We start from the raw sequence: 24567 nt of genomic DNA on the forward strand, positions 1-24567 counted from the left end.
TTGAGCATATGTTCGATTAACTGTATTGGAACTGTAATGGTGTGAAAGTTTAGAGTGTATGCAATGAACTGGCAAGAATTCACCGCGCTGCTGGTGCTGGCCACGGCGATGAGTTTCTCGCCCGGTCCCAACACCACGCTCTCCACCGCTTTGGCGGCCAATGGCGGACTGCCGCGCGCGATGCGCTTCGTGGTGGCCGTGCCGGTCGGCTGGACGCTGCTGCTGGCGCTGTGCGCGGCCGGCATCGGCGCGTTGGTGGTGGCGGTGCCTTCGCTGCGCCTGGGCATCAAGGCGCTGGGCGTGGGCTACCTGCTGTGGCTGGCCTACAAGCTGAGCGGCAGCGGCACGCTGGGCCGCGCAGACGGCGCCAGCCTCTCGGTCGGTTTCGGCCAGGGCGTGATGCTGCAGTTCGTCAACATCAAGGCCTGGCTGCTCGCGCTCACGCTGGTGGCCGGCTGGATCGCGGGGCAGCCCGATGCGCTCGGGCGCTTCGCCATCGTCGCGCCGGTGATGCTGGTCTATGCCTTCGTCAGCAACTTCACCTATGCGTTGGCGGGCGCGCTGCTGCGCGAATGGCTCTCCAAGAGCAAGCGCCTGCTGTGGTTCAACCGTGCGATGGCGGCCGTGCTGGTGCTCACCGCGTGGTGGATGCTGAGCGTATGAGCAGCCGCCTCCCTATCAAGGACGAAACGCTCGGCATGTGGCTCGGCGTGATCGGCGTGGCGCTGTTCGCGGTCACCCTGCCGATGACGCGGCTGGCCACCGGCACGCAGGGCGCACCGCAGCTGTCGCCATGGTTCGTCACGCTCGGGCGCGCGGCGCTGGCCGGCCTGTTGTCGGCCGTGTTCCTGCTGGCCACGCGCTCGCCGCGGCCCGCGCCCCACCAGTGGAAGCCCCTCGGCATGGCGGTGCTCGGCAACGTGATCGGCTATCCGCTGCTGCTGGCCTATGCCTTGCGCGTGGTCACGGCCAGCCACGCGGCGGTGGTGACGGCGCTGCTGCCGCTCGTGACCGCGGCGGTCGCGGCCTGGGTGCTGCACCAGCGCGCACGGCTCGGCTTCTGGCTCTGCGCCATCGCGGGCAGCCTGCTGGTGGTGATGTTCTCGGTGCTGCGCGCGAGCCAGAACGGCCATGGCTTCGGCTTCGAATGGGCCGACCTGCTGCTGGTCGGCGCGGTGGTCGCGGCTTCGTTCGGCTACATCTACGGCGCGCAGGTGACGCCGTCGCTCGGCGCCGAGCGCGTGATCTGCTGGGTCTGCGTGATGGCGCTGCCCGTGACGCTGCCCGCCACGCTGGCCATGTGGCCCACGGAACCCATCGCCACCTCGGCCTGGCTGGGCTTCGTCTATGTCGGCGTGTTCTCGATGTGGATCGGCTTCTTCGCCTGGTACCGCGGCCTGGCGCTGGGCGGTGCGCTGCGCGTGAGCCAGACCCAGCTGCTGCAGCCTTTTCTCTCTATCCTTGCATCCATTCCGCTGCTGGGCGAACCGCTCGACGTGGTCACGCTGGGCTTTGCCATTGCCGTGGTCTGCACGGTGGTGCTCGGCAAGCGCCTTTCGCAGCCGCAGCCCGTTCCTGCCGTTTCGCCGCGCACAGCGCCTGTCGAACAATCCTGATCTCACCTCACTCGCCTGAAAGAAGACCCCATGAACTGGAAACTAGCCGCCCGCGCCGCCAAGATGAATCCGTCGGTGCTGCGTGAAATCCTCAAGGTCACCGAGCGCCCCGGCATCATCAGCCTGGCCGGCGGCCTGCCCTCGCCCAAGACCTTCCCGATCCAGGCCTTTGCCGACGCCTGTGCCGAGGTGCTGCACAACGACGGCCAGGCGGCGCTGCAATACGCCGCGAGCGAAGGCTATGCGCCGCTGCGCCAGGCCGTGGCCGACATGCTGCCGTGGAACGTCGATCCTGCGCAGGTGCTCATCACCACCGGCTCGCAGCAGGGCCTCGACCTGGTGGCCAAGGTGCTGATCGATCCGGGCAGCAGGGTGCTGGTCGAGACGCCGACGTACCTGGGCGCGCTGCAGGCCTTCGGCCCGATGGAGCCCAACCCGGTGAGCGTGGCGAGCGACGACGAAGGCGTGATCGTCGAAGACCTGGTGGCCAAGGCCCGTGCGACCGGCGGGCGCGCTTCGGAAGACGCCGCGCGCTTCGTCTACCTGCTGCCGAATTTCCAGAACCCCACCGGCCGCACCATGACCGAGGCGCGCCGCGCGGCCGTGTCGGCTGCCGCTTCCGCGGCCGGCCTGCCGATCGTCGAGGACAACCCCTACGGCGAGCTGTGGTTCGACGAAGCCCCGCCGCTGCCGCTGACCGCGCGCAACCCCGATGGCTGCATCTACCTGGGTTCGTTCTCGAAGGTGCTCGCGCCCGGCCTGCGCCTGGGCTTCCTGGTTGCGCCGAAGGCCATCTTCCCGAAGCTGCTGCAGGCCAAGCAGGCGGTCGACCTGCACACGCCGATCTTCACGCAGCGCATGGTCTCGGCCGTGATGAAGGACAACTTCCTCGAGCGCCACGTGCCGACCATCCGCGCGCTCTACAAGCGCCAGCGCGACGCGATGATGGCCGCGCTCACGCGCGAGATGGCCGGGCTGGACGTGAAGTTCAACGCGCCCAAGGGCGGCATGTTCCTGTGGGCGCGCCTGCCCGAGGGCATCGACACCGTCGCGCTGCTGCCCAAGGCGGTGGAACGCAACGTGGCCTTCGTGCCGGGTGCGCCCTTCTATGCGGACCAGGGCGATCCGCGCACGCTGCGCCTGTCGTTCGTGACGGCCAGCGTCGAGGAGATCGACACCGCCATCGCCGCGCTGGCCCTGACGCTGCGCGAAGAGTTGGCGCTGCTGGGCGAGCGCAGGCTCGCACCCGAGCCCGTCTGAGCGGCAACACAAGGCAGACCACGATGCACATCGCCATCCTGACTTTCGACGGCTTCAACGAACTCGACTCGCTGGTTGCGCTCGGGGTGCTCAATCGCATCAAGAAGCCGGGCTGGCGCGTGACGCTGGCCGCGCCCAGCGCCACGGTCACCTCGATGAACGGCGTGACCGTGCATGCGAGCTCCACGCTCGAAGCAGCCGCCGAAGCCGGCGCGGTGCTCGTCGGCAGCGGCATCCGCACGCGCGAGATTGCGGCCGACCCGGCCATCATGGGCGCGCTGCGCCGCCTCGATGCGAAGCGGCAGCTGATCGGCGCGCAATGCTCGGGCACGCTGCTGCTCGCCAAGCTGGGCCTCCTGGGCGCGGTGCCGGCCTGCACCGACCTCACGACCAAACCCTGGGTGCAGGAGGCCGGCATCGAGGTGCTCAACCAGCCCTTCTTCGCCAAGGGCAACGTGGCGACTGCCGGCGGCTGCCTGTCGGCGCCCTACCTCGCGGCCTGGCTCATCGCACGCAGCGAAGGCATCGAGGCCGCGAGGAGCGCGCTGCACTATGTGGCGCCGGTGGGCGAGAAGGAAGACTACGTGGCGCGCGCGCTGCGCAATATCGAGCCTTATCTTCCGTCGGTTCCTGCGGCCACGGCCGCCGCTGTCTGAAGGAAGCGCTGCAGGACGCATCATGATCAGCCTCGCCACGCTCGCGCTCTTCCTGCTGGCCGTGCTGGCGCTGTTCCTGTCGCCGGGGCCGAACATGGCCTTCGTGCTCTCGCACGGCGTGGCCCACGGCCCGCGCGGCGGCTTCGCGGCGGCGCTCGGCATCTCGTCGGCCGACCTGGTGCACACGCTCTTCGCCGCCACCGGCGTGACCGCGCTGGTGGCGGCCTGGCCACCCTCGTTCGACCTGCTGCGCTATGCGGGCGCGCTGTACCTGCTGTGGCTCGCGGTGCAGGCCCTGCGCAGCAGCGGTGGCCTGCCCACCCATGCGAAGCCGCAACCGTCCGCCTTCGCACGCATCGTGCGCATGGCCTTCCTGAACAACCTCGTCAACCCGAAGGCGCTGCTGTTCTTCATGGTGTTCCTGCCGCAGTTCGTCGACCCGGCGCGCGGCAGCGTGCCCTTGCAACTGGTGCAGCTCGGCGTCATGCTGTCGGCAGCCGCGCTCGCGTTCAACACGCTGCTCGGCGCCTGCAGCGGGCAGGTCGGCCGCTGGCTGCAGCGCCGCCCGGGGGCCGAAAAGCTCCAGCGCGGCCTGCTGGCCCTGGTGATGGTCGGCCTGGCGATCCGCCTGCTGCTGCTCGACCGTCCCGCCGTGCCATCCGCCTTGTCCGCCACACCTGTCCAAGGAAGCTGAACACCATGCTCAATATCTGGGGCCGCATCAGTTCGATCAACGTGCGCAAAGTCGTCTGGTGCGCGCAGGAACTCGGGCTCGACTTTCAACGCACCGAGGCCGGCGGCCGGTTCGGCGTGGTGCAGACGCCCGAGTACCTGGCGCTCAATCCGAACGCGATGGTGCCCACCATCGACGACGGCGAAGGCAGCGAGCGCGTCACGCTGTGGGAATCGAACGTGATCGTGCGTTATCTCTGCGCCAAGCATTCGCACGGCAAGTTCTACCCGAGCGAACTGCCCGCGCGCTTCGATGCCGAGCGCTGGATGGACTGGCAGCAGACCACGCTCAACCGCGCGAGCCGCGATGCCTTCGTGCAATGGGTGCGCACGCTGCCGGCCGAGCGCGAACCGGCGCTGATCGCGGCCTCGGTCCATGCGAGCGAGGCGCTGTTCGCCATGCTCGACGCGCACCTGGCCCGGCAGCCCTTCATGGCCGGCGACCGCTTCACCATGGCCGACATTCCGATCGGCTGCGAGGCGCACCGCTGGTTCGGCCTGCCGCCGGCCGAATACCAGCGCCCGAGCTGGCCGAACCTCGAACGCTGGTACGGCGAACTGATCTCCCGTCCGGGCACGCGCGGCGTGCTCGACCTTCCGCTCGAATGAAAAGCATGAAACCCCGCCCGTTCAAACAAGTCGACGTCTTCACCGCCACGCCCTACTTCGGCAATCCGCTTGCCGTGGTGCTCGATGGCGGCGGCCTCGACGACGCCGAGATGCAGCGCTTCGCGCAGTGGACCAACCTGTCGGAAACCACCTTCCTGCTGCCGCCGACGCAGCCCACGGCGGACTACCGCGTGCGCATCTTCACGCCCGGCGGCGAGCTGCCCTTTGCCGGCCATCCCACCATCGGCAGCTGCCATGCCTGGCTGCAGGCCGGCGGCAAGCCCAAGGCGGCGGGCCGGATCGTGCAGCAGTGCGCGGCCGGCCTGGTGCCGCTGCGCCATGAAGGCGAGCGCCTGGCTTTCTCGGCCCCGCCGCTCAAGCGCAGCGCGCCCAGCCCCACGCTGCTGGCCAAGGTGGCGGGCGCGCTGGGCCTGAAGGCGCAGCAGGTCGTCGCGGCGCAGGTGCTCGACAACGGGCCGGTCTGGTTCGGCCTGCTGCTCAGCGATGCGGACACCGTGCTCCGGCTGGTGCCCGACCACCGCATGCTCAAGGAACTGGGCGTGAAGGCCGGCGTGGCGGGCATGCCCGTGGCAGAGGGCTCGTCGATGCTGATCGGCCGCTCGAACCGCGAGGCGCGCGCCTTCGGCGGCAAGGCCACCGCCACCGCCACCGAAGAAGACGACGGCCCGAAGATCGACCTCGAGGTGCGCGCCTTTGCCGCGCCCATCGGCGTGGAAGAAGACCCGGTCACAGGCAGCCTCAACGCCAGCCTCGCCGAATGGCTGATTGCCGACGGCCACATGCCCGAGCGCTACCTGGCTGCGCAGGGCCAATGCCTCGGCCGTGCCGGGCGCGTGCACATCGAACGCGACGGCGACGGCCAGGTGTGGGTTGGCGGCGATGCCGTGACCTGCGTCGACGGCCAGGTCACGCTGTAGGGGCAAGGCACCATGCGCGCGCAGCTCGACCACCTGGTGATCGCCGCCGCCTCGCTGGCCGAGGGCGTGGCGTGGTGCGAGGCCACGCTGGGCGTCGTGCCCGGCCCCGGCGGCTCGCATCCGCTGATGGGCACGCACAACCGGCTGCTGAACATCGCGACCGCGGCCTTTCCCCAGGCCTACCTGGAAATCATCGCGATCGAGCCCGGCAAGCGGCCATCGCGCCCCGGCACGCGCCGCTGGTTCGACCTCGACGACCCCGTGCTGCAGGCGGGGCTCGCACAAAGCGGACCGCGGCTGGTGCACTTCGTTGCGCGCGTGCCCGACGCGCGGGCCGCGCTGCAGGCGCTGGCGCACGAGGAGCACGCGCACATCGACCGCGGCCAGCTGCTCGAAGCCTCGCGCGACACGCCCGCCGGCCGGTTCGAATGGCAGATCACGGTGCGCGACGACGGCCAGCGCCTCTTCTATGGCGCACTGCCCACGCTGATCCAGTGGGGCCCCGTGCATCCCACCGATGCCATGCCGGCTTCGGGGCTGGCGATGCGATCGCTGCAGGCCACGCATCCACGCGCGGCCGACCTGGCTGCCGCGCTGTCGGCCATCGGCATGGCCGGCATGGCGGTGCAGCCCGGCGCGCCCAATCTGGTGGCCGTGCTCGACACGCCCCGCGGCCCCGTCACGCTTCAATCCGAAGGACTCTGACATGCTGAGCTTGACCGAAATCGCCTGGTTCGCACTCGCCTCGCTGCTGCTGGCGCTCACGCCGGGGCCGAACATGATCTATTGCGTGTCGCGCACGCTGATACAGGGCCGGCGCGCCGGGCTGGTCTCGCTCGGCGGCGTGATGATGGCTTTCCTGGCCCACCTGTTCGCGGCCGCGCTCGGGCTCACCGCGCTGCTGCTGGCCGTGCCGGTCGCGTTCGACGCGATCCGGCTGGCCGGCGCGGCCTACCTGCTGTGGCTCGCTTGGCAGGCCGTCAGGCCCGGCGGCAATGCGCCCTTCGAGGCGCGCGCGCTGCCGGCCGATCCGCCGGCCAAGCTGTTTCGCGTGGGTTTTCTCACCAACCTGCTGAACCCGAAGGTCGCGATGTTCTACCTCTCGTTCTTTCCGCAGTTCATCCATCCCGAACGCGGCTCGGTGCTGCTGCAGAGCATGCAGCTGGGCGCAGCGCAGATGGCCAGCAGCGCCGCGGTCAACACCGTGATGATCCTCGGCGCCGCGAGCATCACGGCCGTGCTCTCGCAAAGCGCCGGCTGGCTGCGAGCGCAGCGCTACGTCATGGGCAGCGTGCTGGCCGCACTGGCGGTGCGCGTGGCGCTGACGGAACGCAAGTAGCAAAGGCCGCTCGTGAGATTCACCCCTGTCCGTTGGCGCAGCGGCATGGCGTGTGTGAAAACTTGGGCGTGAGTGTTCGGGGCTTTTGTTCAGGGCGCTGTTCTTCTTGGTGCTCTTGTCCAGGGCGCGTGCACAGGCCACCGGGTACTCCCCTCCGCGAATGTCCCCCGCCTTCGGCTCCTCCTTGATTTCGCTGCGGGGAGCACCCGATGCCCTGTGCACCTGGGCACGCTCTGGGTGCACAGCTGATCAACGACCGCTCTGTCCAACGCTCCCGTCGATGGGGTGCCTTGCGCAGCGAAATAAAGGGGGAGGCCGCAGGCCGGAGGACATTCGCGGAGCAAGGTACCCCGTCGGCGGGAGCGCGCCCTGAACACAGCGCTTGAAAAACAACAAAGCAAGCTACGGCAGCGGCCCGATATTGGCCGTGTCCAGCGGCAGGCGCGACACCTCGGCCAGCAGCAGCGCGAGCTGCTGCGCGGCCGCATCGACCACCGCCTGTCCGCGCGGCGACGTCGCGGCGGCTGCATTGCCGGCCGCGCCCTGCGCGTTGTAGTCCTCCATGGCCCAGCCGAGCTTGGCGCTCTTGCCGTTGCCGAGAATCGCGTAGTCGGCCGCGCGCTGCTCGGAAGTGGAGCGGAAATTCTTCGCCTCGGCCATGCGCACCTGCTGCGGCGCAAGCGCCAGCATCATCGAGGTCTCGATCTCGCCGGCATGCACGCCGAAGCGGTGTTCGTCCGCGCCGAACTGCGCGCCCGCATCGCCCAGCGGCAGGTTGAACCAGCTCACGCTGTAGACGATGAGCCCGTGCGCCGCGCGCAGCTCGCGCGCCACGATGTCCATCGCACCCACATGACCGCCGTGCGCGTTGAACAGCACCAGCTTCTTGACGCCGGCACGGGCCACGCCGGCGCCGATCTCCTTCCACATGCGCATCAGCGTCTCTGCCGACAGCGTGAGCGTGCCCGCAAAGCGCGCATGCTCGGGGCTCAGGCCGATCTGCTGCGTCGGCAGGAACAGCACCGGCAGTTCGGCCGGCAGCAGCGGCAGCGACGCGGCCACGATACCGTCGGCCAGCACCGTGTCCACGCCCAGCGGCAGATGGGGCCCGTGCTGTTCGGTGGCGCCAAGAGGCAGCACCGCGACGGTGGCTGCCACATCGAGCGCCGCGAAGTCGCGCGTCGTCAGTTGAGACCAGTAGCGGGGCAGGGATACCGGGGATGCATTCATCCGCCGATCTTAGAGCGGTGATTCAATCCACGCGACCCCGCGCCACCGCGCTCTCTTCGACGACACAAGGACAACCACATGGATCTCCAGCTCCAGGATCAGCACGTTCTCATCACCGGCGGCAGCAAGGGCATCGGCCTGGCCTGCGCGCTGGGCTTCCTGCAGGAGGGCGCGCGCGTGAGCCTCGTCTCGCGCGACCTGCAGAACCTGGAGCGGGGCCGCAGGACGCTGGCCGAGGCGTTCGCGCAGGCCGAGGGCCGGGTGTCGGTGCATGCGGCGGACCTCAAGGACCCGGCCAGCGCCGTGGCCGCACTCGATGCGGCCGAGCAGGCCTTCGGACCGGTCGACGTGCTGGTGAATTCGGCCGGCGCCGCGCGCCGCACGCCGCCCGACGAGCTGGACGCCACCGCCTGGCACGACGCGATGGACGCCAAGTACTTCACCTACATCCACATGATCGATCCGGTGGTCAAGCGCATGGGCCAGCGCGGCCGCGGCGCGATCGTCAACGTGATCGGCCAGGGCGGCAAGGTCGCGAGCCCGGTCCACATGGCCGGCGGCGCGGCGAATGCGGCGCTGATGCTGGTGAGCGCCGGCATGGCCGCGGCCTATGCGGCCAAGGGTGTGCGCGTGAACGCGGTGAACCCCGGCCTCACGCTGACCGAGCGGCTGCAGGAAGGCCTGAAGGCCGACGCGAAGCTGCAGGGCATCGGCAGTGACGAGGCGCTGCAGCGCGCCACGGCGCGCCTGCCGCTCGGGCGCATCGCCACGCCGGAAGAGATTGCCAACACGGTCGTGTTCCTGGCCTCGCCGAAGGCGAGCTACGTCACCGGTGCGATCGTCGCGATGGACGGCGCCGTGACGCCAATGATCTAACCGCCCGTCAGCGCCTCGAACTTCGCGGCCAGGAAGTCGACCAGCGCCCGCACCCGCGCGGGCACGAAGCGCCCGCTGGGCAGCAGGGCGTGCAGCGGATAGGGCTCGGTGTCCCACTCGGGCAAGAGGCGCACCAGCGTTCCCTTGCGAAGATCTTCGCGCACGTCGAGCGCCGACTTCAGCACGATGCCCCGCCCCGCGACGGCCCACTCGCGCGCGAGTGAAGCGTCGTCCACGCTGCGGTCGCCCTTCACGCGCACTTCGGTCCACTGCCCGTTCTGCCCGAAGCGCCATGTGCGGTGGCGGCGCCCGCCGCGGTCGAAGGTGAGGCAGTTGTGATGCACCAGGTCTTGCGGCGTCTTCGGCGCGGGATGGCGGCGCAGGTAGGCGGGCGATGCGGTGAGCAGCGGATTGGTCAGCGCGAACGGCCGTGCCACCAGCCGCGAATCGGCCAGCGCGCCGTAGCGCAGCGCCACGTCGACCTCGTCGCGCGTCACGTCGAGCAGCCGATCGCCGACGGACAGCGACAGCTGCACGCCGGGGTGCAGTTCAAGGAATTCATCGAACCAGGGCAGCAGCGTGCTGCGCGTGAGGTCCGACGGGGCGGCCACGCGCAAGGTGCCGACGAGTTCGCCGCGTTCGGCCGTGACCAGCGATTCGCCTTCGTCCAGCAACTCGAAGGCGCGCACCGCGTAGTCGAGCAGCGTCTGGCCCTGCGAGGTCAGGCGCATGGCGCGGGTCGAGCGCTCGAACAGCCGGGCGCCGAGCTGCGTTTCCAGCCGTTTGAGCGTGGCGCTGGCGGCGGCGGGCGTCATGCCCAGCGCGTGGGCGGCGGCCGTGAGCGTGCCGCCGCGGGCCGTCTGCACCAGCACCTGGAGGTCCGAGAGATTTTCAATTTTCATTTGAAAGTATTGCTTGTTCAGCCCGCCTTATCAATTTCTGGTTGCCATCCTACAGTCGAGCCATCGTTCAGGAAACACACAAGGAAAGGTCTCCTCCCCATGAAAGCCATCGGCTACTACCAGCCCCTGCCCATCGACAACCCCGAGTCGCTGCAGGACATCGAATTGCCCGCCCCCGTGGCCGGCCCGCGCGACCTGCTGGTGCGCGTGAAGGCCATCTCGGTCAATCCGGTCGACACCAAGGTGCGCAGGAACATGGCGCCTGAGGCCGGCCAGCCCAAGGTGCTGGGCTGGGACGCCGCGGGCACGGTCGAGGCCGTCGGCGCCGGGGTGAAGAACTTCAAGGCCGGCGACCGCGTCTACTACGCCGGCTCGATCGTGCGGCCCGGCACCAATGCGGAACTGCATGCGGTGGACGAGCGCATCGCGGCCCTCGCGCCCAGGAGCCTCGACGATGCGCAGGCCGCCGCGCTGCCGCTCACCACCATCACCGCCTACGAGCTGCTGTTCGATCGCCTCCGGGTGCCGAAGAACGGCGGCGCGGGCCAGACGCTGCTGGTCACCGGCGGGGCCGGCGGCGTGGGGTCGATCCTCATTCAGCTCGCGCGCCAGCTCACGCAATTGCGCGTGGTGGCCACGGCCTCCCGCGCCGAGACGCGGGCGTGGTGCCTGGCGCTCGGCGCGCATGTGGTCATCGATCATTCGAAGCCGCTCGCTGCCGAGCTCAAGGCCGCGGGCATCGGCGAGGTCGACATGGTCGCGAGCCTCACGCAGACCGGCCAGCACTACGCGCAGATCATCGAAAGCCTCAAGCCCCAGGGCCAGCTCGCGGTGATCGACGACCTGCCCTCGCTCGACGCGATGCCGCTCAAGACCAAGTGCATCTCGCTGCACTGGGAAATGATGTTCGCGCGCTCGCGCTTCGAAACGCCGGACATCGACCGGCAGGGCGCGCTGCTGGCCGAAGTGGCCGCGCTGGTCGATGCGGGGCGCATCCGCACCACCGCCAATGCGAGCTTCGGGACCATCAATGCCGCCAACCTCAGGAAGGCGCATGCGCTGATCGAAAGCGGCAAAGCGCAGGGCAAGGTGGTGCTCGCGGGGTTCTGAGCCCGACCTGAGCACAATCGGCCGCATGGCCGAACGCATCATCCAGCCCCCTATCGAATTCGAAACCCCGCGCCTGCGGTTGCGGCAATGGCGCGAGAGCGATCTCGCACCATTTGCCGCGCTTGCGGCCGACCCCGAAGTCATGGCGTTCCTGCTGCCGGTCGCCACGCGAGCCGACAGCGATGCGCTGGCGGGAAGCTTCAAGGCGCGCATCGCCACGAACGGCTGGGGCTTCTGGGCCGTGGAGCACAAGTCATCGGGCGAGTTCGCCGGTTTCACAGGCCTCAACGTGCCGCTGGCCACGCTGCCCTTTTCGCCCTGCGTCGAGATCGGCTGGCGCTTCGCGCGCAAATGGTGGGGTCATGGGCTCGCGACCGAGGCCGCGCGCGCTGCCCTGCAAGTGGGTTTCGAGCGGCTCGGACTCGAAGAGATCGTGGCGTTCACCGCGCTCGGCAATCTCCGCTCGGCGGCGGTGATGGAACGCCTGGGCATGCGCGAAGACGCGGGGGGCGCCTTCGATCACCCGGCCGTGCCCGAGGGGCACGCGCTGCGCCGGCACCGGCTCTTTCGAATCGGCCGCCCGCAGCGCTAGAGGCAGAGGCGAAACGGCTACTGCGGCCTCGCCCGCGACACGCGCCAGACCACGTTGCCGACGTCGTCGGCCACCAGCAGCGCGCCGTTCTTGTCGAGCGCCACGCCCACGGGCCGGCCCTGCGCCTTTTCGTCGGCCGTGAGGAAGCCGGTCAGCACGTCGACCGGCGGCCCGCTCGGCTTGCCGCCGATGAACGGCACGAACACCACCTTGTAGCCGGACTTCGGCTTGCGGTTCCAGGAGCCGTGCTCGCCGATGAAGGCGCCGGTCGCGAACTCGGCGGGCATGCCGCGCCCGTCCGAGAAGACCAGCCCCAGGGGCGCGACGTGCGAGCCGAGCGCGTAGTCGGGCGCAATGGCCTTGGCCACCAGGTCGGGCTTCTGCGGCGTGACGCGCGCATCCACATGGCCGCCGTAGTAGCTCCAGGGCCAGCCGTAGAAGGCGCCGTCCTTCACCAAGGTCAGGTAGTCGGGCACCAGGTCGCTGCCGATTTCGTCGCGCTCGTTGACCACGGTCCAGAGCGCCTTGGTCTCGGGCTCCCAGGCCAGTCCGTTGGGGTTGCGCAGGCCGCTCGCGTACAGGCGTTTTTCGCCGCTCTTCACGTCCACTTCCCAGACGGCGGCGCGGCCCTCTTCGGCGGCCAGCCCGTTTTCGCCGATGTTGCTGTTGGAGCCGACCGTGACGTAGAGCTTGGTGCCCTCGGCATTGGCGATCACGTTCTTGGTCCAGTGGTGGTTGATGCCCGCGGGCAGCGGCGTGACCACCGTGGGCGTTGCGCTGGCCGAGGTCTGGCCCTCGGTGTAGGGCACCTTGACGAGCGCGTCGGCGTTGGCGATGAACAGCTCGTTGCCCACCAGCGCCATGCCGAACGGCGAACTCAGGTTCGACAGGAACACCTGCCGGACCTCGGCCGCGCCGTCGCCATCGGCGTCGCGCAGCAGCGTGATGCGGTTGGGGCTGGGCACGTTGGCCCCGGCGCGGCCCATGACCTTGCCCATGAACCAATTGCGGATCTTGCCCATCGGGCCGCTGCCGCCGTCGCTGCTGCCTTCGGGCTTGGGCGGCTTGTTGCTTTCGGCCACCAGCACGTCGCCGTTGGGCAGCGTGTAGACCCAGCGCGGATGGTCCAGCCCGCGCGCCAGCGCGTTCACGCGCAAGCCTTCGGCGGCCTTGGGGGCGGCAGCATCGGTCCAGCCGACCGCCGTTGCCACGTTGACGGTGGGAATCAGGGTCTTGTGAGGCTCGGCCAGCTGCGGACGCGGTCCGGTGGTGGCCTCGGGCGCCAGCTTGGCGGTTTCGCCGCAGCCGGCCAGTGCCAGCGCTGCAATCACCGCGGCCATGGAGGCCATCGACGACATGGCGATGCTCGGTACCTTCATTCGCTCTCCTTGGTTGTTGCGGCATGGGCCGCGTTTCTCCGGCAAATCATGAGGACGGCGCCCGCATGGACTGTCGGCCATGGGCGCTTTTTGGCGTGGGCGCACCCCATTCACGCATCGCCGCTACCATCGGCCGCATGACCGACGACCTGTTCCGCGCCGACGCCTACCTGCGCACCTGCGAAGCCCGCATCCTGCGCATCGACGACACCGGCATCGTGCTGGACCGCACCGTGTTCTATCCGCTGGGCGGCGGGCAGGCCGGCGACGCCGGCGTGCTGGCATTGGCCGACGGCCGCGAAGTGGCCATTGCCGACACCCGCAAGGCGAAGAACGAGGAAGGCCAACCGACCGGCGAGTTCGTTCACGTGCCGGCGCCCGGGCAGGCCGAACTGCTCGCCGCGCTCGAACCCGGCAGCGCCGTGACCGCGCGCCTCGACTGGGAGCGCCGCCACCGGCTGATGCGCTTTCACACCGCGAGCCATCTGCTGTGCCACCTGGTGCCGGTGCCGGTGAACGGCTGCTCGATCACGCCGGACTATGCGCGCATCGACTTCCACATGACCGATCCGCTCGACAAGGAAGCGCTGACCGCGGGCCTCGCGCGGCTGGTGGAAGCCGCGCATCCGCTGACCGTGGGCGCCATCAGCGACGAGGAGCTCGACGCCAACCCGGCGCTGGTCAAGAGCATGAGCGTGCAGCCGCCGCGCGGCACGGGCACGGTGCGCACCATCCGCATCGGCGGCGAAGGCGGGGCGCAGATCGACTTCCAGCCCTGCGGCGGCACGCATGTTGCAAACACCGCCGAGATCGGCGCGGTGATGGTCACCAAGATCGAGAAAAAGAGCGCCAACAGCCGCCGCGTGGTGCTGGGCTGGGCGGCCTGAACCGACGGAACTTCGCACCGCTCCCCTGCTCCGACTGACGGCATGATCCTTTTCCGCTTTCACATCGCTACCTTTCTGGTAGCAGCCGCCGCTGCCTGCATGCCGGCTGCGGCCCAATTGGCATCCAGGCCGGGAGCGGTGGTCACCACCCCCCACGTGCGCGCCGAGCTGGTGGCGCATGCGCCCGAGGGCGTGGCGCCGGGCGCACCGGTCTGGGTCGGGCTGCAGATCACCCACCAACCCGAGTGGCACACCTACTGGAAGAACGCCGGCGATTCCGGCCTGCCCACCGAGCTGAACTGGACGCTGCCGAGCGGCGTGGCCGCCGGCGACATCGCCTGGCCGGTGCCGCGCAAGATTCCGGTCGGCAACCTTGCCAACTACGGCTACGAAGGCACCGTGCTGCTGCCGGTGCCGCTCGAGGTGTCGAGCAACTTCAAGCCGCCGCTGGCCCTTGGCACTGGTGCATCGACGCTCGACGTCCGGCTCAAGGCGAGCTGGCTGGTGTGCCGCAAGGAATGCATCCCCGAGGAAGGCGAATTCACCCTCGCGCTGCCGCTGCAGGGCTCGACCGCGCTGCACAAGGCCGAGTTCGACGCCGCCCAGGCCGCGCAACCGCTGCCGCTGGGCGGGCCGGGCGCCGTCGAGGTCAGCGGCAACAGCCTGCAGGTGCGCCTCGAGGGCCTGCCCGCCTCGGCGCACGGCAAGACCCTGGGCTTCTTCCCCGAAACGCCCGAACTGATCCGCACCGCCGCGGAGCCCGGCAAGGACTGGACCCAGAGCTGGCAAGGCGGCACCTGGACCGCCACGCTGCCGCTGGCCGACCAGCGCAGCGCCAGCCCGACGACCCTGCCGCTGGTGGTGGCGCTGGCCGAGGCCGACCGCCAGCCGGGCCAGCCGGTGGCCTGGCGCGCCGAGGCGCCCGTCAGCGGCAGCTGGCCCGCCGCCGCGCCACGCGCGGAGGTTTCGCCCGCGCTGCAGGCGGCCCTTGCCGCCAATGCGGCCACCGCTCCTTCCTCGCCGGCTTCGGACCTGCCGCCGCAACCCACGGTCACGCTGATGGCCGCGCTGCTCGGCGCCCTGCTCGGCGGACTGCTGCTGAACCTCATGCCCTGCGTCTTCCCGATCCTCGCGATCAAGCTGCTGGGCTTTGCGCGGCAGGCCGGCAACCACAGCGCGCACCGCAGGGCAGGCCTGGCCTACACCGCGGGCGTGATGCTCTCGGTGCTCGCGCTGGGCGGCGCCATGCTGGCGCTGCGCGCGGCCGGTGCGCAGCTCGGCTGGGGCTTCCAGCTGCAGTCGCCGGCCGTGGTGGCGGCACTGGCGGCGCTGTTCACGCTGATCGGGCTCAACCTGGCAGGCGTGTTCGAGTTCGGCCGCGCGGCGCCCCTGTCCCTCTGTTCGGCGCAGGCCAAGCATCCGATCGCCAACGACTTTCTTTCGGGCGTGCTGGCGGTGGTGATCGCTTCGCCCTGCACCGCGCCGTTCATGGGCGTTTCGCTCGGCTTGGCCATCGGCCTTCCCGCCGCCCAGGCGCTGCTGCTGTTCGCCGCGCTGGGCCTTGGCCTGGCGCTGCCGTACCTGGTGGCCGGCTTCATTCCGGCCGTGGCGCTGCTGCTGCCCAGGCCCGGCCCGTGGATGAACACGCTGCGCCGGCTGCTGGCGTTTCCGATGTTCGCCACCGTGGCCTGGCTGGTCTGGGTGCTGGGGCAGCAAAGCGGCATCGACGGCGCGGGCACGCTGCTCGCGCTGCTGGTGTGCATGGCCGCCGTCGTCTGGGCGCTGACGCTGCGCGGCCGCACACGGCTGGTCATTGCCACGGCGGTGGTCGCGTTCACTGCGGTGCTGGCCGCCGCCATCGGCCGCAACGTGCTGCAGACGGTGGAGCCGGCCAGGCTGGCTGCCACCGCGGGGCAGCGCTGGCAGCCCTGGTCGGCCGAACGCGTGGCCGAGCTCACGGGCGCCGGGCAGCCGGTGTTCATCGACTTCACGGCCGCCTGGTGCGTGACCTGCCAGTACAACAAGAAGGCCACGCTCGCAGATGCCGAGGTGCTGGCCGATTTCGACAGCAAGAAGGTTGCGATGCTGCGCGCCGACTGGACGCGCCGCGACCCCGCCATCACCGCCGCGCTGACCGCGCTCGGCCGCAGCGGCGTGCCGCTGTATGTGCTGCAGGCGCCCGGCAAGGCGCCGGTCGTGCTGACCGAGATCCTGGGCAAGGCCGAAGTGCGCGCAGCGCTTGCCGCGCTTTGACCCCCAGCCTGACATGGGTTGTCACATGCACATGAGAAAAGCGCCCTAAGCTGTCGCCGTTGTTCGTTTTTCTTTTGGAGTTCCAGCTGGCCATGACACTTTCGCCATCGTCCGACTCGCGTTCCATTCGCGCCGCGCGCCATGCCCGCGCCGCCCTCAGCCGCGCCTCGCGCCGCGCCGTGGTGGCCGCAGCCGTGGCATTGGGCGCCACCTTCCTGATGGGCAACCATGCCTTCGCGGCGCCCGCCGTGGGCCAGCAGGCGCCCGACTTCGTTGCGGTGGACACCGGCGGCGCCAAGCACAAGCTGTCCGACTTTGCCGGCAAGTTCGTGGTGCTCGAATGGACCAACCCGGGCTGCCCCTTCGTGCGCAAGCACTACAACAGCGGCAACATGCCCGCCACGCAGAAGGCCGCCACGGCCCAGGGCGTGGTCTGGCTGTCGGTCAATTCCACCGAACGCGCGGCCAGCGACTATCTGCAGCCCGCCGCGCTCGACGCCTGGATGAAGTCGCAAAAGGCCGCGCCCACCGCGGTGCTGATGGACGAAGACGGCGTGATCGGCCAGGCCTACGGCGCACGCACCACGCCGCACATCTTCATCATCGATCCCAAGGGCATGCTGGTGTATGCCGGCGGCATCGACAGCATCGCGTCGGCCCGGCCCGACGACATCAAGACCGCGACCAACTATGTGAACCAGGCGCTCGGCGAAGCCTTCGGCGGCAAGCCGATCTCGACGGCGGCGACGCGGCCCTACGGCTGCTCGGTGAAGTACAAGAGCTGAAGAAGCCAGGCCGGCAATGACAGGTACCTGACTCGCGCGGTCAGGCGGCGGTCGGGAACCCCGGCCTACCCTTGGGCGAACCACATCGCCCAAGGGGACAACGAGATGAATCCTGCGCACTCCGCCGCGCAACCGGGCACGGCTGCCCGTGCCTCTTCTTCGAGCACTGCTGCTCCCTCTTCCTCCTCGAAGTTCGCCACCGTGCTGCGCGTGACGGGCGGCAATTTCATGGAGATGTTCGACTTCTTCCTGTTCGGCTTCTACGCCACGCAAATCTCGAAGGCCTTCTTTCCGGCGGGCAACGAATTTGCCTCGCTGATGCTGACCTTCATGACCTTCGGCGCGGGCTTCCTGATGCGGCCGCTGGGCGCGATCTTCCTGGGCGCGTATGTCGATCGCGTGGGCCGCCGCAAGGGCCTGATCGCCACGCTCGCACTGATGGCCATCGGCACGCTGCTCATCGCCTGCGTGCCGGCCTACGCCACCATCGGCTTCGCGGCGCCGCTGCTGGTGCTCGTCGGGCGGCTGCTGCAGGGCTTCTCGGCCGGCGTGGAACTGGGCGGTGTGTCGGTCTACCTGTCGGAGATGGCCACGCCGGGGCGCAAGGGCTTCTACGTGAGCTGGCAGTCGGCCAGCCAGCAGGTGGCGATCATCGTGGCGGCCGCGCTCGGCTACTGGCTCAACGTGACGTTCAGTGCGCAGGAGATCGGCGACTTCTACTGGCGCATTCCGTTCTTCGTCGGCTGCCTGATCGTGCCGGTGCTGTTCATCATCCGCCGTTCGCTGCAGGAGACCGAGGAGTTCATGGCGCGCAAGCACCGCCCCGACGCGCGCGAGATCTTCCAGTCGATGGTGGCCAACTGGGGCCTCGTCGTGGCCGGCATGATGCTGGTGTCGATGACCACCGTGTCGTTCTACCTGATCACGGTCTACACGCCGACCTTCGGCAAGTCGGTGCTGCACCTGAGCACGACCGACGCGCTCGTCGTCACGCTGTGCGTGGCCATCTCCAACTTCATCTGGCTGCCGGTGATGGGCGCGCTGTCCGACCGCGTGGGCCGCAAGCCGCTGCTGATCCTGTTCACCGTGCTGACCATCCTCACCGCGTACCCGTCGCTCAAGTGGCTGGTCGGCGCGCCGAGCTTCGGGCGCATGCTCGAAGTGGAGCTGTGGCTGTCGTTCCTCTACGCGAGCTACAACGGCGCGATGGTGGTGGCCCTGACCGAGGTGATGCCGGTGAACGTGCGCACCGCCGGCTTCTCGCTCGCGTACAGCCTTGCGACGGCGCTGTTCGGCGGCTTCACGCCGGCCATTGCCACCGGCCTGATCGAGATGACCGGCGACAAGAGCGCGCCCGGCCTGTGGATGACGGCCGCCGCCCTCTGCGGGCTGGTGGCGACGCTGGTGCTGTACCGGCGCAACGTGGACCCGGCGGATGCGCAGCGGGTGCCGGTGGTCTAGCCCCTGCGACAATCGGGGCATGCCCTTCGCCCCCTTGCAAAACGACACTTTCCTGCGGGCCTGCTGGCGCCAGGCCACCGACCACACGCCCGTCTGGCTCATGCGCCAGGCTGGACGCTACCTGCCCGAGTACGTGGCCACCCGCGCCAAAGCCGGCAGCTTCATGGGGCTGGCAACCAACGTCGACTACGCCACCGAAGTCACGCTGCAGCCGCTCGCGCGCTATCCGCTCGATGCGGCCATCCTGTTCTCCGACATCCTCACCGTGCCCGACGCCATGGGCCTGGGCCTGTCGTTCGAGGCCGGCGAGGGCCCGCGCTTCGCCCACCCGGTGCGCGACGAGGCGGCCGTGGCTGCACTCGAGGTGCCCGACATGGCCAGGCTGCGCTACGTGTTCGATGCCGTGGCGTCGATCCGCAAGGCGCTGGCCGGCCGCGTGCCGCTGATCGGTTTTTCGGGCAGCCCCTGGACGCTGGCCTGCTACATGGTGGAAGGCGCGGGCTCGAGCGACTACCGCCTCGTGAAGAGCATGCTCTACGGCCGCCCCGACCTGATGCACCGCCTGCTCGCGGTCAATGCCGATTCGGTGGCCGCCTACCTCAATGCGCAGATCGACGCCGGCGCGCAGGCCGTGATGGTGTTCGACAGCTGGGGCGGCGTGCTGGCCGACGGCGCCTTCCAGGAATTCAGCCTCGCCTACACGGCGCGGGTGCTGGCCGGCCTCAAGCGCAACGGCGCCGACGGCCAGCCCGTGCCGCGCATCGTCTTCACCAAGGGCGGCGGCCCGTGGCTCGAAGCCATGCGCGAGCTCGACTGCGAAGTGCTCGGCGTCGACTGGACCGTGAACCTTTCGGCCGCGCGCCGGCTGGTCGGCGAAGGCAGCGACGCCAAGGCCAAGGCGCTGCAGGGCAACATCGACCCACAATGTGCTGTTCGCGCCGCCCGCGCAGATCGAGGCCGAAGTGGCGAAGGTGCTGCAGGCTTTCGGCAAGCCGCACACCAACCCCGATGCCAACGGTCCCACCCACATCTTCAACCTGGGCCACGGCATCAGCCAGTTCACGCCGCCGGACCATGTGGCTGCGCTCGTGCAGGCCGTGCACGCACAATCACGCGCCCTGCGCAAAAATTAAAAATCGGTAACGAGGCGGCGGGTGCGCAGCGAGGCGTTCCAGCCCCTCCGAAAATCGATTTGCAGCCGTTTGTCAAGCACAAAAACGGTGTAGGAACACGGACTTATGCACAAAACACGTGTTGCACTGCGCAAGATTATCTGTAGGGCTCCCCTCTTTGCTCCTAAACCAATAGCGCAGCTAAGTTGTTGATTTATATAGAAATTGAACTTTGCTTTTTTTGAGGGCAATCCAGTCAGACGCTTGATTTTCAAGGCTCGCCGGCCTGTCGAGCCCGGTTGTCAACAAAGTTATCCACAGAAACTCTGGATGGCTCCCAAAGCACTGGAAAATCAACAACTTAAGCGACTTTGTTCAAAGTCGTATTAACAAACCTTGCCAACAAGGACACCCATTCCCACCGTCAGCCCCGCCTCCGGAACAACAGCAGCGCCAGCGGCTGGTTCCATCGCAGCACCAGCGAGCGTGCCCGCTGCGACGGGCTGGCGGCTCGACATCGCGGTACAGACGCCCGCCCATGCAGCGCTTGGCGACCTGCTGAGCTACGCCAGCCCCGCCCCCTTGGTGCCCGGCACGCTGGTGCGGGTGCCGCTGGGCCGGCGCGAGGTGCTGGGCGTGGTCTGGAACGAGCCAAGCGCGCTGGACGGCGCCGAGCCCGACATGGCGCTCAAGCCGGTGGGCGCCGCGCTGGACGCGCTGGCCCCGCTCGGCGACGCCTGGCGCGACCTCGTGGCCTTTGCCGCGCGCTACTACCAGCGCTCGATCGGCGAAATCGCCCTGGCCGCCCTGCCGCCGCAGCTGCGCGACCTGAGCGGCACGCAACTGGCGCGCCGGCTCAAGCGCAAGACGACGACGGGGCCGGTGGCCGAGACGGCCGAAGCCGCCCACCCGGTGGCCCTGAGCGCAGAGCAGACCGCCGCGCTGGACCGCATCGAGGCTGAAGCCGGCACCTTCCTGCTGGTCGGGAGCACCGGCAGCGGCAAGACCGAGGTCTACCTGCGCTGCGTGGCCGACCTGCTCGCGGGCGACCCTGGCGCGCAGGCGCTGGTGATGGTGCCCGAGATCAACCTGACGCCGCAGCTCGAAGCCCGCTTCAAGGCGCGCTTCGGCGACGATGCGGTGGTGTCGCTGCACAGCGGCATGACCAACCCGCAGCGGCTCGCGAGCTGGCTCGCGGCGCACAGCGGCGCCGCGCGCATCGTGCTGGGCACGCGCATGGCGGTGTTCGCCTCGATGCCGGGCCTGAAGCTCGTGGTGGTCGACGAGGAGCACGACCCCAGCTACAAGCAGCAGGAAGGCGCGCGGTATTCGGCGCGCGATCTCGCCGTCTGGCGCGGCCAGCGCGAGGGCGCGAAGGTCATCCTCGGCTCGGCGACGCCCTCGCTCGAAAGCTGGCACCAGAGCCGCCCCGCCCAGGGCGAAGACCCGGGCGGGCGTTACCTGCGGCTGGCCATGCCTTCACGCATCGGCGCCGGCGAACTGCCCACGGTGCGGCTGGTCGACATGAACCTGCAGCCGCCCAAGACCGTGCTCTCGGGCGCGCTGCTCGAGGCCATCGGCCAGCGCATTGCGCGCGGCGAGCAGAGCATGGTGTTCCTGAACCGCCGCGGCTATGCGCCGGTGCTGGCCTGCGCCGACTGCGGCTGGAAAAGCGAATGCCCGCACTGCAGCGCCTACCGCGTGTTCCACAAGATCGACCGCACGCTGCGCTGCCACCACTGCGGCTTCACCGAACGCGTGCCGCGCGCCTGCCCGTCCTGCGGCAACCCCGACATCGCGCCCGTGGGCCGCGGCACCGAAAGGCTCGAAGAACACCTCGCGGAACTGTTCGCCGCCGTGACGCGGCCCGACGGCAGCGCAGTTCGCATCGCGCGCATCGACGCCGACAGCACCAGGAAGCAGGGCGCGCTCGAATCGCAGCTCGCGGCCGTGCATGCGGGCGAGGTGGACGTGCTGGTGGGCACGCAGATGATTGCCAAGGGGCACGACTTCCGGCGCATCACGCTGGTGGCGGCGGTGAACCCCGACGGCGCGCTGTTCTCCAGCGACTTCCGCGCGCCCGAGCGCCTATTCAGCCTGCTGATGCAGTCGGCCGGCCGCGCGGGCCGCGACGCCGCCTACCTGGCGGCGCAGGGCGCCACGGCCGAGATGTGGATCCAGACGCACCATGCGCAGCATCCGCTTTTTTCTGCGCTGCGAAAGCACGACTACACGGCCTTCGCGCGGCAGCAACTCGAAGAACGCGCCGCCGCCGGCATGCCGCCCTTTGCATTTCAGGCGCTGCTGCGTGCCGACGCGCGCACGCAGGAAGCCGCGCAGGCTTTCCTGAACGCGGCAAGTGCGGCCGCCGATGCGCTTGAAGGTGCCGACCGGGTGGTGCGCTATCCCGCGGTGCCGCTTGCGATCCAGCGCGTTGCCAACGTGGAAAGAGCGCAAATGCTGATCGAAAGCCCCTCGCGCGCCGCGCTGCAGCGCCTGCTGGCGCAGTGGCAGCCGCTGCTGCACGCGCTGCGGCGCACGCCGGAAGGCAAGGGCGTGATCCGCTGGCTGGTCGACGTCGATCCGCACAGCATCTAGGGGCGGCCTTCTCCCCGGGGCCGCGCGCTTGCGGCGGTCAGTGCAGGCCCGCAGGCTCCTTGCCGACGTCGACGTAGCGCAATTCGGTGCTGCGGCGCCGCGCGCTGCTCGCGGGCCATGCGAACACGACCAGGCTCAGGGCGCCCAGCGCGAGCGAGGTGCCGGCGCCGAGCATGCCGGCATTCCAGAACCAGCTCACACCGGCAACCCAGGCGAGCCACAGCAGGATACGAATAAGTATTGTCATCGTGCTGCCCATCCATACTTTGATTTCGTAAACACTCTATCAGGCATTGTGCAAACTCAAGTATTCATCTGAAGTAGTAGCAGTAGCTATGCCTTACGGCCGTTACGCGGCGGCGGAAATAATGCGAAAAAAACGTTGACTGCACCCCCGTGCATTGCGCAAGCTGTCGCTGTGCGAAGCCCGTTCCGGCTCCGCGGGGTTTTCTGTCGTGAAACTGCCTTCATCTCTGGTTGCGGCTCTCTTGTTCGCATGCCTCGCATGCTCGGCGGCCGAACTCGACCTGCAGGGCAGCCGGCTCCTGGTGTCGGGCATGCTCGATGGCAGCGCAATGAAGACCTTTACCGAGCACCTGGGCAAGGGCACCGTGCGCACCGTGGTGTTCGAGGATTCGTTTGGCGGCACCGCCGAGGCGGCGGGCGCCTTTGCCGACGCCATCCGCGCCAGCGGCGTGGATACCGAGATCCGCGGCCAGTGCATGGCCGCCTGCGCCTATGCCTTCCTGGCCGGCAAGGCGCATCGCTTCGGCTACGGCCTGCAGGTGAATGGCGTGCTGCTGCCGGTGGCGGCAAGGCCCACGGCGGCCGAGCTTGCGGTGCGCTGGCGCGGCGACGAAGCCCACAAGACGCTGGCGGAATTCACGCCCATCGCGGCTGCCGCACCCCTCCAGGCCACGGAAACCCGCGCCTCCGGGACGGCCGGGGACAACTGGCAGCCCGAGCATGGCGTGCTGTTCACGGCCAGCCCGACGCTCTTCGGCCGCATCTACAACGCGTTCTATTGCGATGGCACCCAGGGCCGCGACTTCTCCAAGTGCGAGCGCCTGCCCGATGCCGATCCGTTCAAGCTCGGCGTGCTGACGCCTTGACGCACGGGCTCAGCGCAGTAGGCCGACCGCAAACGGAAAACTGAAGAAGGTCGCCACCGTCGTCCACAGGATGATGCGTGCGATGCGGCCGTTGTCGGCCCCGAAGCGCTCGGCCAGCATCGAGACGTTGCTGGCGCTCGGCAGCGCCGCCACCAGCACGATCACCATCAGCGCCGAAGAAGAAAGCGGCAGGCCGAGGGCCATGGCGCCCTGCCCCAGCACCCAGACCAGCACCGGATGCACGAGCAGCTTGACGGCCACCACCGGCAGTACGTCGGCCAGCGGCGCGCGCGGTGGGATTTTCGACGTCGTGCCCATGGCCGCGGCCACCGCCGCGCTGGCGCCGTGCTCGCGCGCGAGCAGCGCCGAGCGCGCCAGCACCGCGCCGATGGTGAAGAGCGCCACCGGCGAGGCCGCATCGGCCAGCATGGCGATGGTGTGCTCCACCGGCCCCGGCAGGCGCCAGCGCGCTGCCGACAGCAGCACGCCCAGCAGGATCGACCACGGCATCGGATTGACCAGCACGCCGCGCAGCGCCTGGCGCGCCGCCTGCCGCGGCCCATGATGCCCGCCGGCGCCGTCGAGGCGCGACAGCGCAATGCACAGCGAAGAGGTCACGACCAGGTCGAACGCGATGGTGATGATCATCGGCCCCGCCGCCTGCGCACCCAGCAGCGCCACCAGCAGCGGCACGCCCATGAAGCCGGTGTTCGGAAAGGCCGCCACCAGCGCGCCGAATGCGCCGTCGTTCCAGCCGATGCGCTGGTTGCGGGTAAAGACAACCACGCCCACCACCACGGCCAGCGCGCTCGCGCCCCAGACCAGCGCCACGCTGCCATCGAGCAGCTGCCCGATCGGCGTGCCGGCGCCGAAGCGCAGCAGCATGCACGGCAGCGCGAAGTACAGCACGAAGGTGTTGAGGCCGGGAATCGCATCCAGTGGCAGGACCCGGGCGCGCGCGGCGCCATAGCCAGCCGCGATCAGCGCGAAGAAAGGAAAAGTTACGAGAAATACAGGCAGCACCCCCCGATTGTCGCCGCGTCCCGCATCGTGAACTCTGGCGCCGCGGCTGCGGACGGCGCCCCGTATCATTGCCCGCTTTGCGCCAGCCGTTCCTCCG

Annotated in this window: 23 protein-coding genes and 1 pseudogene; 19 read left to right on the forward strand and 5 right to left on the reverse strand. The window is 69.3% G+C overall.

The features are described 5' to 3' along the window. Positions 1-63 precede the first annotated feature (63 nt). The 9 genes from QFZ47_RS09450 to QFZ47_RS09490 are packed head-to-tail and all read left to right on the forward strand — an operon-like array spanning position 64 to position 7150. Positions 64-663, forward strand: coding sequence for a LysE family translocator (locus QFZ47_RS09450; RefSeq protein WP_307655396.1), 600 nt, complete (start codon positions 64-66; stop codon positions 661-663). Then, a complete protein-coding gene (locus tag QFZ47_RS09455; protein ID WP_307655397.1) occupies positions 660-1616 on the forward strand; it encodes a DMT family transporter in 957 nt (318 codons plus the stop codon). Before QFZ47_RS09450 ends, QFZ47_RS09455 begins: the two co-directional genes overlap by 4 nt. Positions 1617-1646: 30 nt before the next feature. After that, a complete protein-coding gene (locus QFZ47_RS09460) occupies positions 1647-2876 on the forward strand; it encodes an aminotransferase-like domain-containing protein (RefSeq protein ID WP_307655398.1) in 1230 nt (409 codons plus the stop codon). A gap of 23 nt (positions 2877-2899) precedes the next feature. Next, positions 2900-3532 (forward strand): DJ-1/PfpI family protein, encoded by a 633-nt coding sequence (locus QFZ47_RS09465; protein WP_307655399.1) that lies wholly within the window; start codon positions 2900-2902, stop codon positions 3530-3532. A 22-nt stretch (positions 3533-3554) separates the two neighbouring features. Next, the gene (locus tag QFZ47_RS09470) at positions 3555-4226 is read left to right on the forward strand and encodes a LysE family translocator (RefSeq protein WP_307655400.1); all 672 of its coding nucleotides are present in this window, start codon (positions 3555-3557) and stop codon (positions 4224-4226) included. A 5-nt stretch (positions 4227-4231) separates the two neighbouring features. Then, positions 4232-4873 carry a glutathione S-transferase family protein gene (locus QFZ47_RS09475; protein WP_307655401.1) on the forward strand — a complete coding sequence of 214 codons (642 nt, stop codon included), beginning with the start codon at positions 4232-4234 and terminating at the stop codon, positions 4871-4873. Positions 4874-4878: 5 nt separating this feature from the next. Further along, on the forward strand, positions 4879-5811 hold the full coding sequence (locus QFZ47_RS09480; protein ID WP_307655402.1) for a PhzF family phenazine biosynthesis protein: 933 nt from the start codon (positions 4879-4881) through the stop codon (positions 5809-5811). Between the two features lie 12 nt (positions 5812-5823). After that, positions 5824-6516: a VOC family protein gene (locus QFZ47_RS09485; protein ID WP_307655403.1), complete on the forward strand. Its 693-nt coding sequence runs from the start codon at positions 5824-5826 to the stop codon at positions 6514-6516. Position 6517: 1 nt separating this feature from the next. Next, on the forward strand, positions 6518-7150 hold the full coding sequence (locus tag QFZ47_RS09490; protein ID WP_307655404.1) for a LysE family translocator: 633 nt from the start codon (positions 6518-6520) through the stop codon (positions 7148-7150). Between the two features lie 402 nt (positions 7151-7552). Here the strand turns inward: QFZ47_RS09490 and QFZ47_RS09495 are convergent, their stop codons facing one another. Continuing rightward, the gene (locus QFZ47_RS09495; protein WP_307655405.1) at positions 7553-8380 is read right to left on the reverse strand and encodes a creatininase family protein; all 828 of its coding nucleotides are present in this window, start codon (positions 8378-8380) and stop codon (positions 7553-7555) included. Between the two features lie 78 nt (positions 8381-8458). Between QFZ47_RS09495 and QFZ47_RS09500 the strand changes: the two genes are divergently transcribed. Then, positions 8459-9256, forward strand: a complete 798-nt coding sequence (locus QFZ47_RS09500; protein ID WP_307655406.1) for an SDR family oxidoreductase — start codon at positions 8459-8461, stop codon at positions 9254-9256. Here QFZ47_RS09500 and QFZ47_RS09505 read toward each other — a convergent pair. Further along, complete coding sequence (locus tag QFZ47_RS09505; RefSeq protein WP_307655407.1) at positions 9253-10158, reverse strand: LysR family transcriptional regulator; 906 nt, start codon at positions 10156-10158, stop codon at positions 9253-9255. The genes QFZ47_RS09500 and QFZ47_RS09505 overlap by 4 nt on opposite strands. 99 nt (positions 10159-10257) lie before the next feature. Here QFZ47_RS09505 and QFZ47_RS09510 point away from each other — a divergent pair, with 99 nt between their 5' ends. Next, the gene (locus QFZ47_RS09510; protein ID WP_307655408.1) at positions 10258-11268 is read left to right on the forward strand and encodes a zinc-binding alcohol dehydrogenase family protein; all 1011 of its coding nucleotides are present in this window, start codon (positions 10258-10260) and stop codon (positions 11266-11268) included. Between the two features lie 25 nt (positions 11269-11293). Continuing rightward, complete coding sequence (locus QFZ47_RS09515) at positions 11294-11860, forward strand: GNAT family N-acetyltransferase (protein ID WP_307655409.1); 567 nt, start codon at positions 11294-11296, stop codon at positions 11858-11860. A gap of 17 nt (positions 11861-11877) precedes the next feature. Here the strand turns inward: QFZ47_RS09515 and QFZ47_RS09520 are convergent, their stop codons facing one another. Further along, on the reverse strand, positions 11878-13239 hold the full coding sequence (locus QFZ47_RS09520) for a PQQ-dependent sugar dehydrogenase (protein ID WP_307655410.1): 1362 nt from the start codon (positions 13237-13239) through the stop codon (positions 11878-11880). A gap of 137 nt (positions 13240-13376) precedes the next feature. Here QFZ47_RS09520 and QFZ47_RS09525 point away from each other — a divergent pair, with 137 nt between their 5' ends. From QFZ47_RS09525 to QFZ47_RS09550, 6 genes and pseudogenes are all read left to right on the forward strand, one after another. Further along, positions 13377-14126, forward strand: coding sequence for an alanyl-tRNA editing protein (locus tag QFZ47_RS09525; RefSeq protein WP_307658914.1), 750 nt, complete (start codon positions 13377-13379; stop codon positions 14124-14126). Between the two features lie 99 nt (positions 14127-14225). Next, complete coding sequence (locus QFZ47_RS09530; protein ID WP_307658915.1) at positions 14226-16379, forward strand: protein-disulfide reductase DsbD family protein; 2154 nt, start codon at positions 14226-14228, stop codon at positions 16377-16379. Between the two features lie 92 nt (positions 16380-16471). Further along, on the forward strand, positions 16472-17164 hold the full coding sequence (locus tag QFZ47_RS09535) for a redoxin domain-containing protein (RefSeq protein WP_307655411.1): 693 nt from the start codon (positions 16472-16474) through the stop codon (positions 17162-17164). A gap of 105 nt (positions 17165-17269) precedes the next feature. After that, positions 17270-18625: an MFS transporter gene (locus QFZ47_RS09540; RefSeq protein WP_307655412.1), complete on the forward strand. Its 1356-nt coding sequence runs from the start codon at positions 17270-17272 to the stop codon at positions 18623-18625. Between the two features lie 19 nt (positions 18626-18644). Further along, positions 18645-19758: pseudogene (gene hemE / locus QFZ47_RS09545) on the forward strand (uroporphyrinogen decarboxylase). Between the two features lie 465 nt (positions 19759-20223). Beyond that, positions 20224-22335 carry a primosomal protein N' gene (locus tag QFZ47_RS09550; RefSeq protein WP_307655413.1) on the forward strand — a complete coding sequence of 704 codons (2112 nt, stop codon included), beginning with the start codon at positions 20224-20226 and terminating at the stop codon, positions 22333-22335. A 37-nt stretch (positions 22336-22372) separates the two neighbouring features. Here the strand turns inward: QFZ47_RS09550 and QFZ47_RS09555 are convergent, their stop codons facing one another. Continuing rightward, positions 22373-22582, reverse strand: a complete 210-nt coding sequence (locus QFZ47_RS09555; RefSeq protein ID WP_307655414.1) for a hypothetical protein — start codon at positions 22580-22582, stop codon at positions 22373-22375. Positions 22583-22892: 310 nt separating this feature from the next. On the opposite strand from QFZ47_RS09555, the gene QFZ47_RS09560 reads away from it, so the two are divergent. Next, complete coding sequence (locus tag QFZ47_RS09560; RefSeq protein WP_370880630.1) at positions 22893-23447, forward strand: hypothetical protein; 555 nt, start codon at positions 22893-22895, stop codon at positions 23445-23447. Between the two features lie 9 nt (positions 23448-23456). Here the strand turns inward: QFZ47_RS09560 and QFZ47_RS09565 are convergent, their stop codons facing one another. Beyond that, positions 23457-24470: an AEC family transporter gene (locus QFZ47_RS09565; protein WP_307655416.1), complete on the reverse strand. Its 1014-nt coding sequence runs from the start codon at positions 24468-24470 to the stop codon at positions 23457-23459. Positions 24471-24567 lie beyond the last annotated feature (97 nt).

Origin of the sequence: Variovorax paradoxus, from assembly GCF_030815975.1 — a bacterium.
GTDB lineage: Bacteria > Pseudomonadota > Gammaproteobacteria > Burkholderiales > Burkholderiaceae_C > Variovorax > Variovorax paradoxus_N.

Coding starts and splice junctions, on each gene's coding strand:
- QFZ47_RS09510 (WP_307655408.1), top strand. CDS start 10,258: ATGAAAGCCATCGGCTACTACCAGCCCCTGCCCATCGACAACCCCGAG.
- QFZ47_RS09475 (WP_307655401.1), top strand. CDS start 4,232: ATGCTCAATATCTGGGGCCGCATCAGTTCGATCAACGTGCGCAAAGTC.
- QFZ47_RS09515 (WP_307655409.1), top strand. CDS start 11,294: ATGGCCGAACGCATCATCCAGCCCCCTATCGAATTCGAAACCCCGCGC.
- QFZ47_RS09490 (WP_307655404.1), top strand. CDS start 6,518: ATGCTGAGCTTGACCGAAATCGCCTGGTTCGCACTCGCCTCGCTGCTG.
- QFZ47_RS09540 (WP_307655412.1), top strand. CDS start 17,270: ATGAATCCTGCGCACTCCGCCGCGCAACCGGGCACGGCTGCCCGTGCC.
- QFZ47_RS09505 (WP_307655407.1), bottom strand. CDS start 10,158: ATGAAAATTGAAAATCTCTCGGACCTCCAGGTGCTGGTGCAGACGGCC.
- QFZ47_RS09455 (WP_307655397.1), top strand. CDS start 660: ATGAGCAGCCGCCTCCCTATCAAGGACGAAACGCTCGGCATGTGGCTC.
- QFZ47_RS09465 (WP_307655399.1), top strand. CDS start 2,900: ATGCACATCGCCATCCTGACTTTCGACGGCTTCAACGAACTCGACTCG.
- QFZ47_RS09480 (WP_307655402.1), top strand. CDS start 4,879: ATGAAACCCCGCCCGTTCAAACAAGTCGACGTCTTCACCGCCACGCCC.
- QFZ47_RS09560 (WP_370880630.1), top strand. CDS start 22,893: ATGCTCGATGGCAGCGCAATGAAGACCTTTACCGAGCACCTGGGCAAG.
- QFZ47_RS09485 (WP_307655403.1), top strand. CDS start 5,824: ATGCGCGCGCAGCTCGACCACCTGGTGATCGCCGCCGCCTCGCTGGCC.
- QFZ47_RS09460 (WP_307655398.1), top strand. CDS start 1,647: ATGAACTGGAAACTAGCCGCCCGCGCCGCCAAGATGAATCCGTCGGTG.
- QFZ47_RS09555 (WP_307655414.1), bottom strand. CDS start 22,582: ATGACAATACTTATTCGTATCCTGCTGTGGCTCGCCTGGGTTGCCGGT.
- QFZ47_RS09495 (WP_307655405.1), bottom strand. CDS start 8,380: ATGAATGCATCCCCGGTATCCCTGCCCCGCTACTGGTCTCAACTGACG.
- QFZ47_RS09525 (WP_307658914.1), top strand. CDS start 13,377: ATGACCGACGACCTGTTCCGCGCCGACGCCTACCTGCGCACCTGCGAA.
- QFZ47_RS09470 (WP_307655400.1), top strand. CDS start 3,555: ATGATCAGCCTCGCCACGCTCGCGCTCTTCCTGCTGGCCGTGCTGGCG.
- QFZ47_RS09535 (WP_307655411.1), top strand. CDS start 16,472: ATGACACTTTCGCCATCGTCCGACTCGCGTTCCATTCGCGCCGCGCGC.
- QFZ47_RS09520 (WP_307655410.1), bottom strand. CDS start 13,239: ATGAAGGTACCGAGCATCGCCATGTCGTCGATGGCCTCCATGGCCGCG.
- QFZ47_RS09500 (WP_307655406.1), top strand. CDS start 8,459: ATGGATCTCCAGCTCCAGGATCAGCACGTTCTCATCACCGGCGGCAGC.
- QFZ47_RS09450 (WP_307655396.1), top strand. CDS start 64: ATGAACTGGCAAGAATTCACCGCGCTGCTGGTGCTGGCCACGGCGATG.
- QFZ47_RS09530 (WP_307658915.1), top strand. CDS start 14,226: ATGCCGGCTGCGGCCCAATTGGCATCCAGGCCGGGAGCGGTGGTCACC.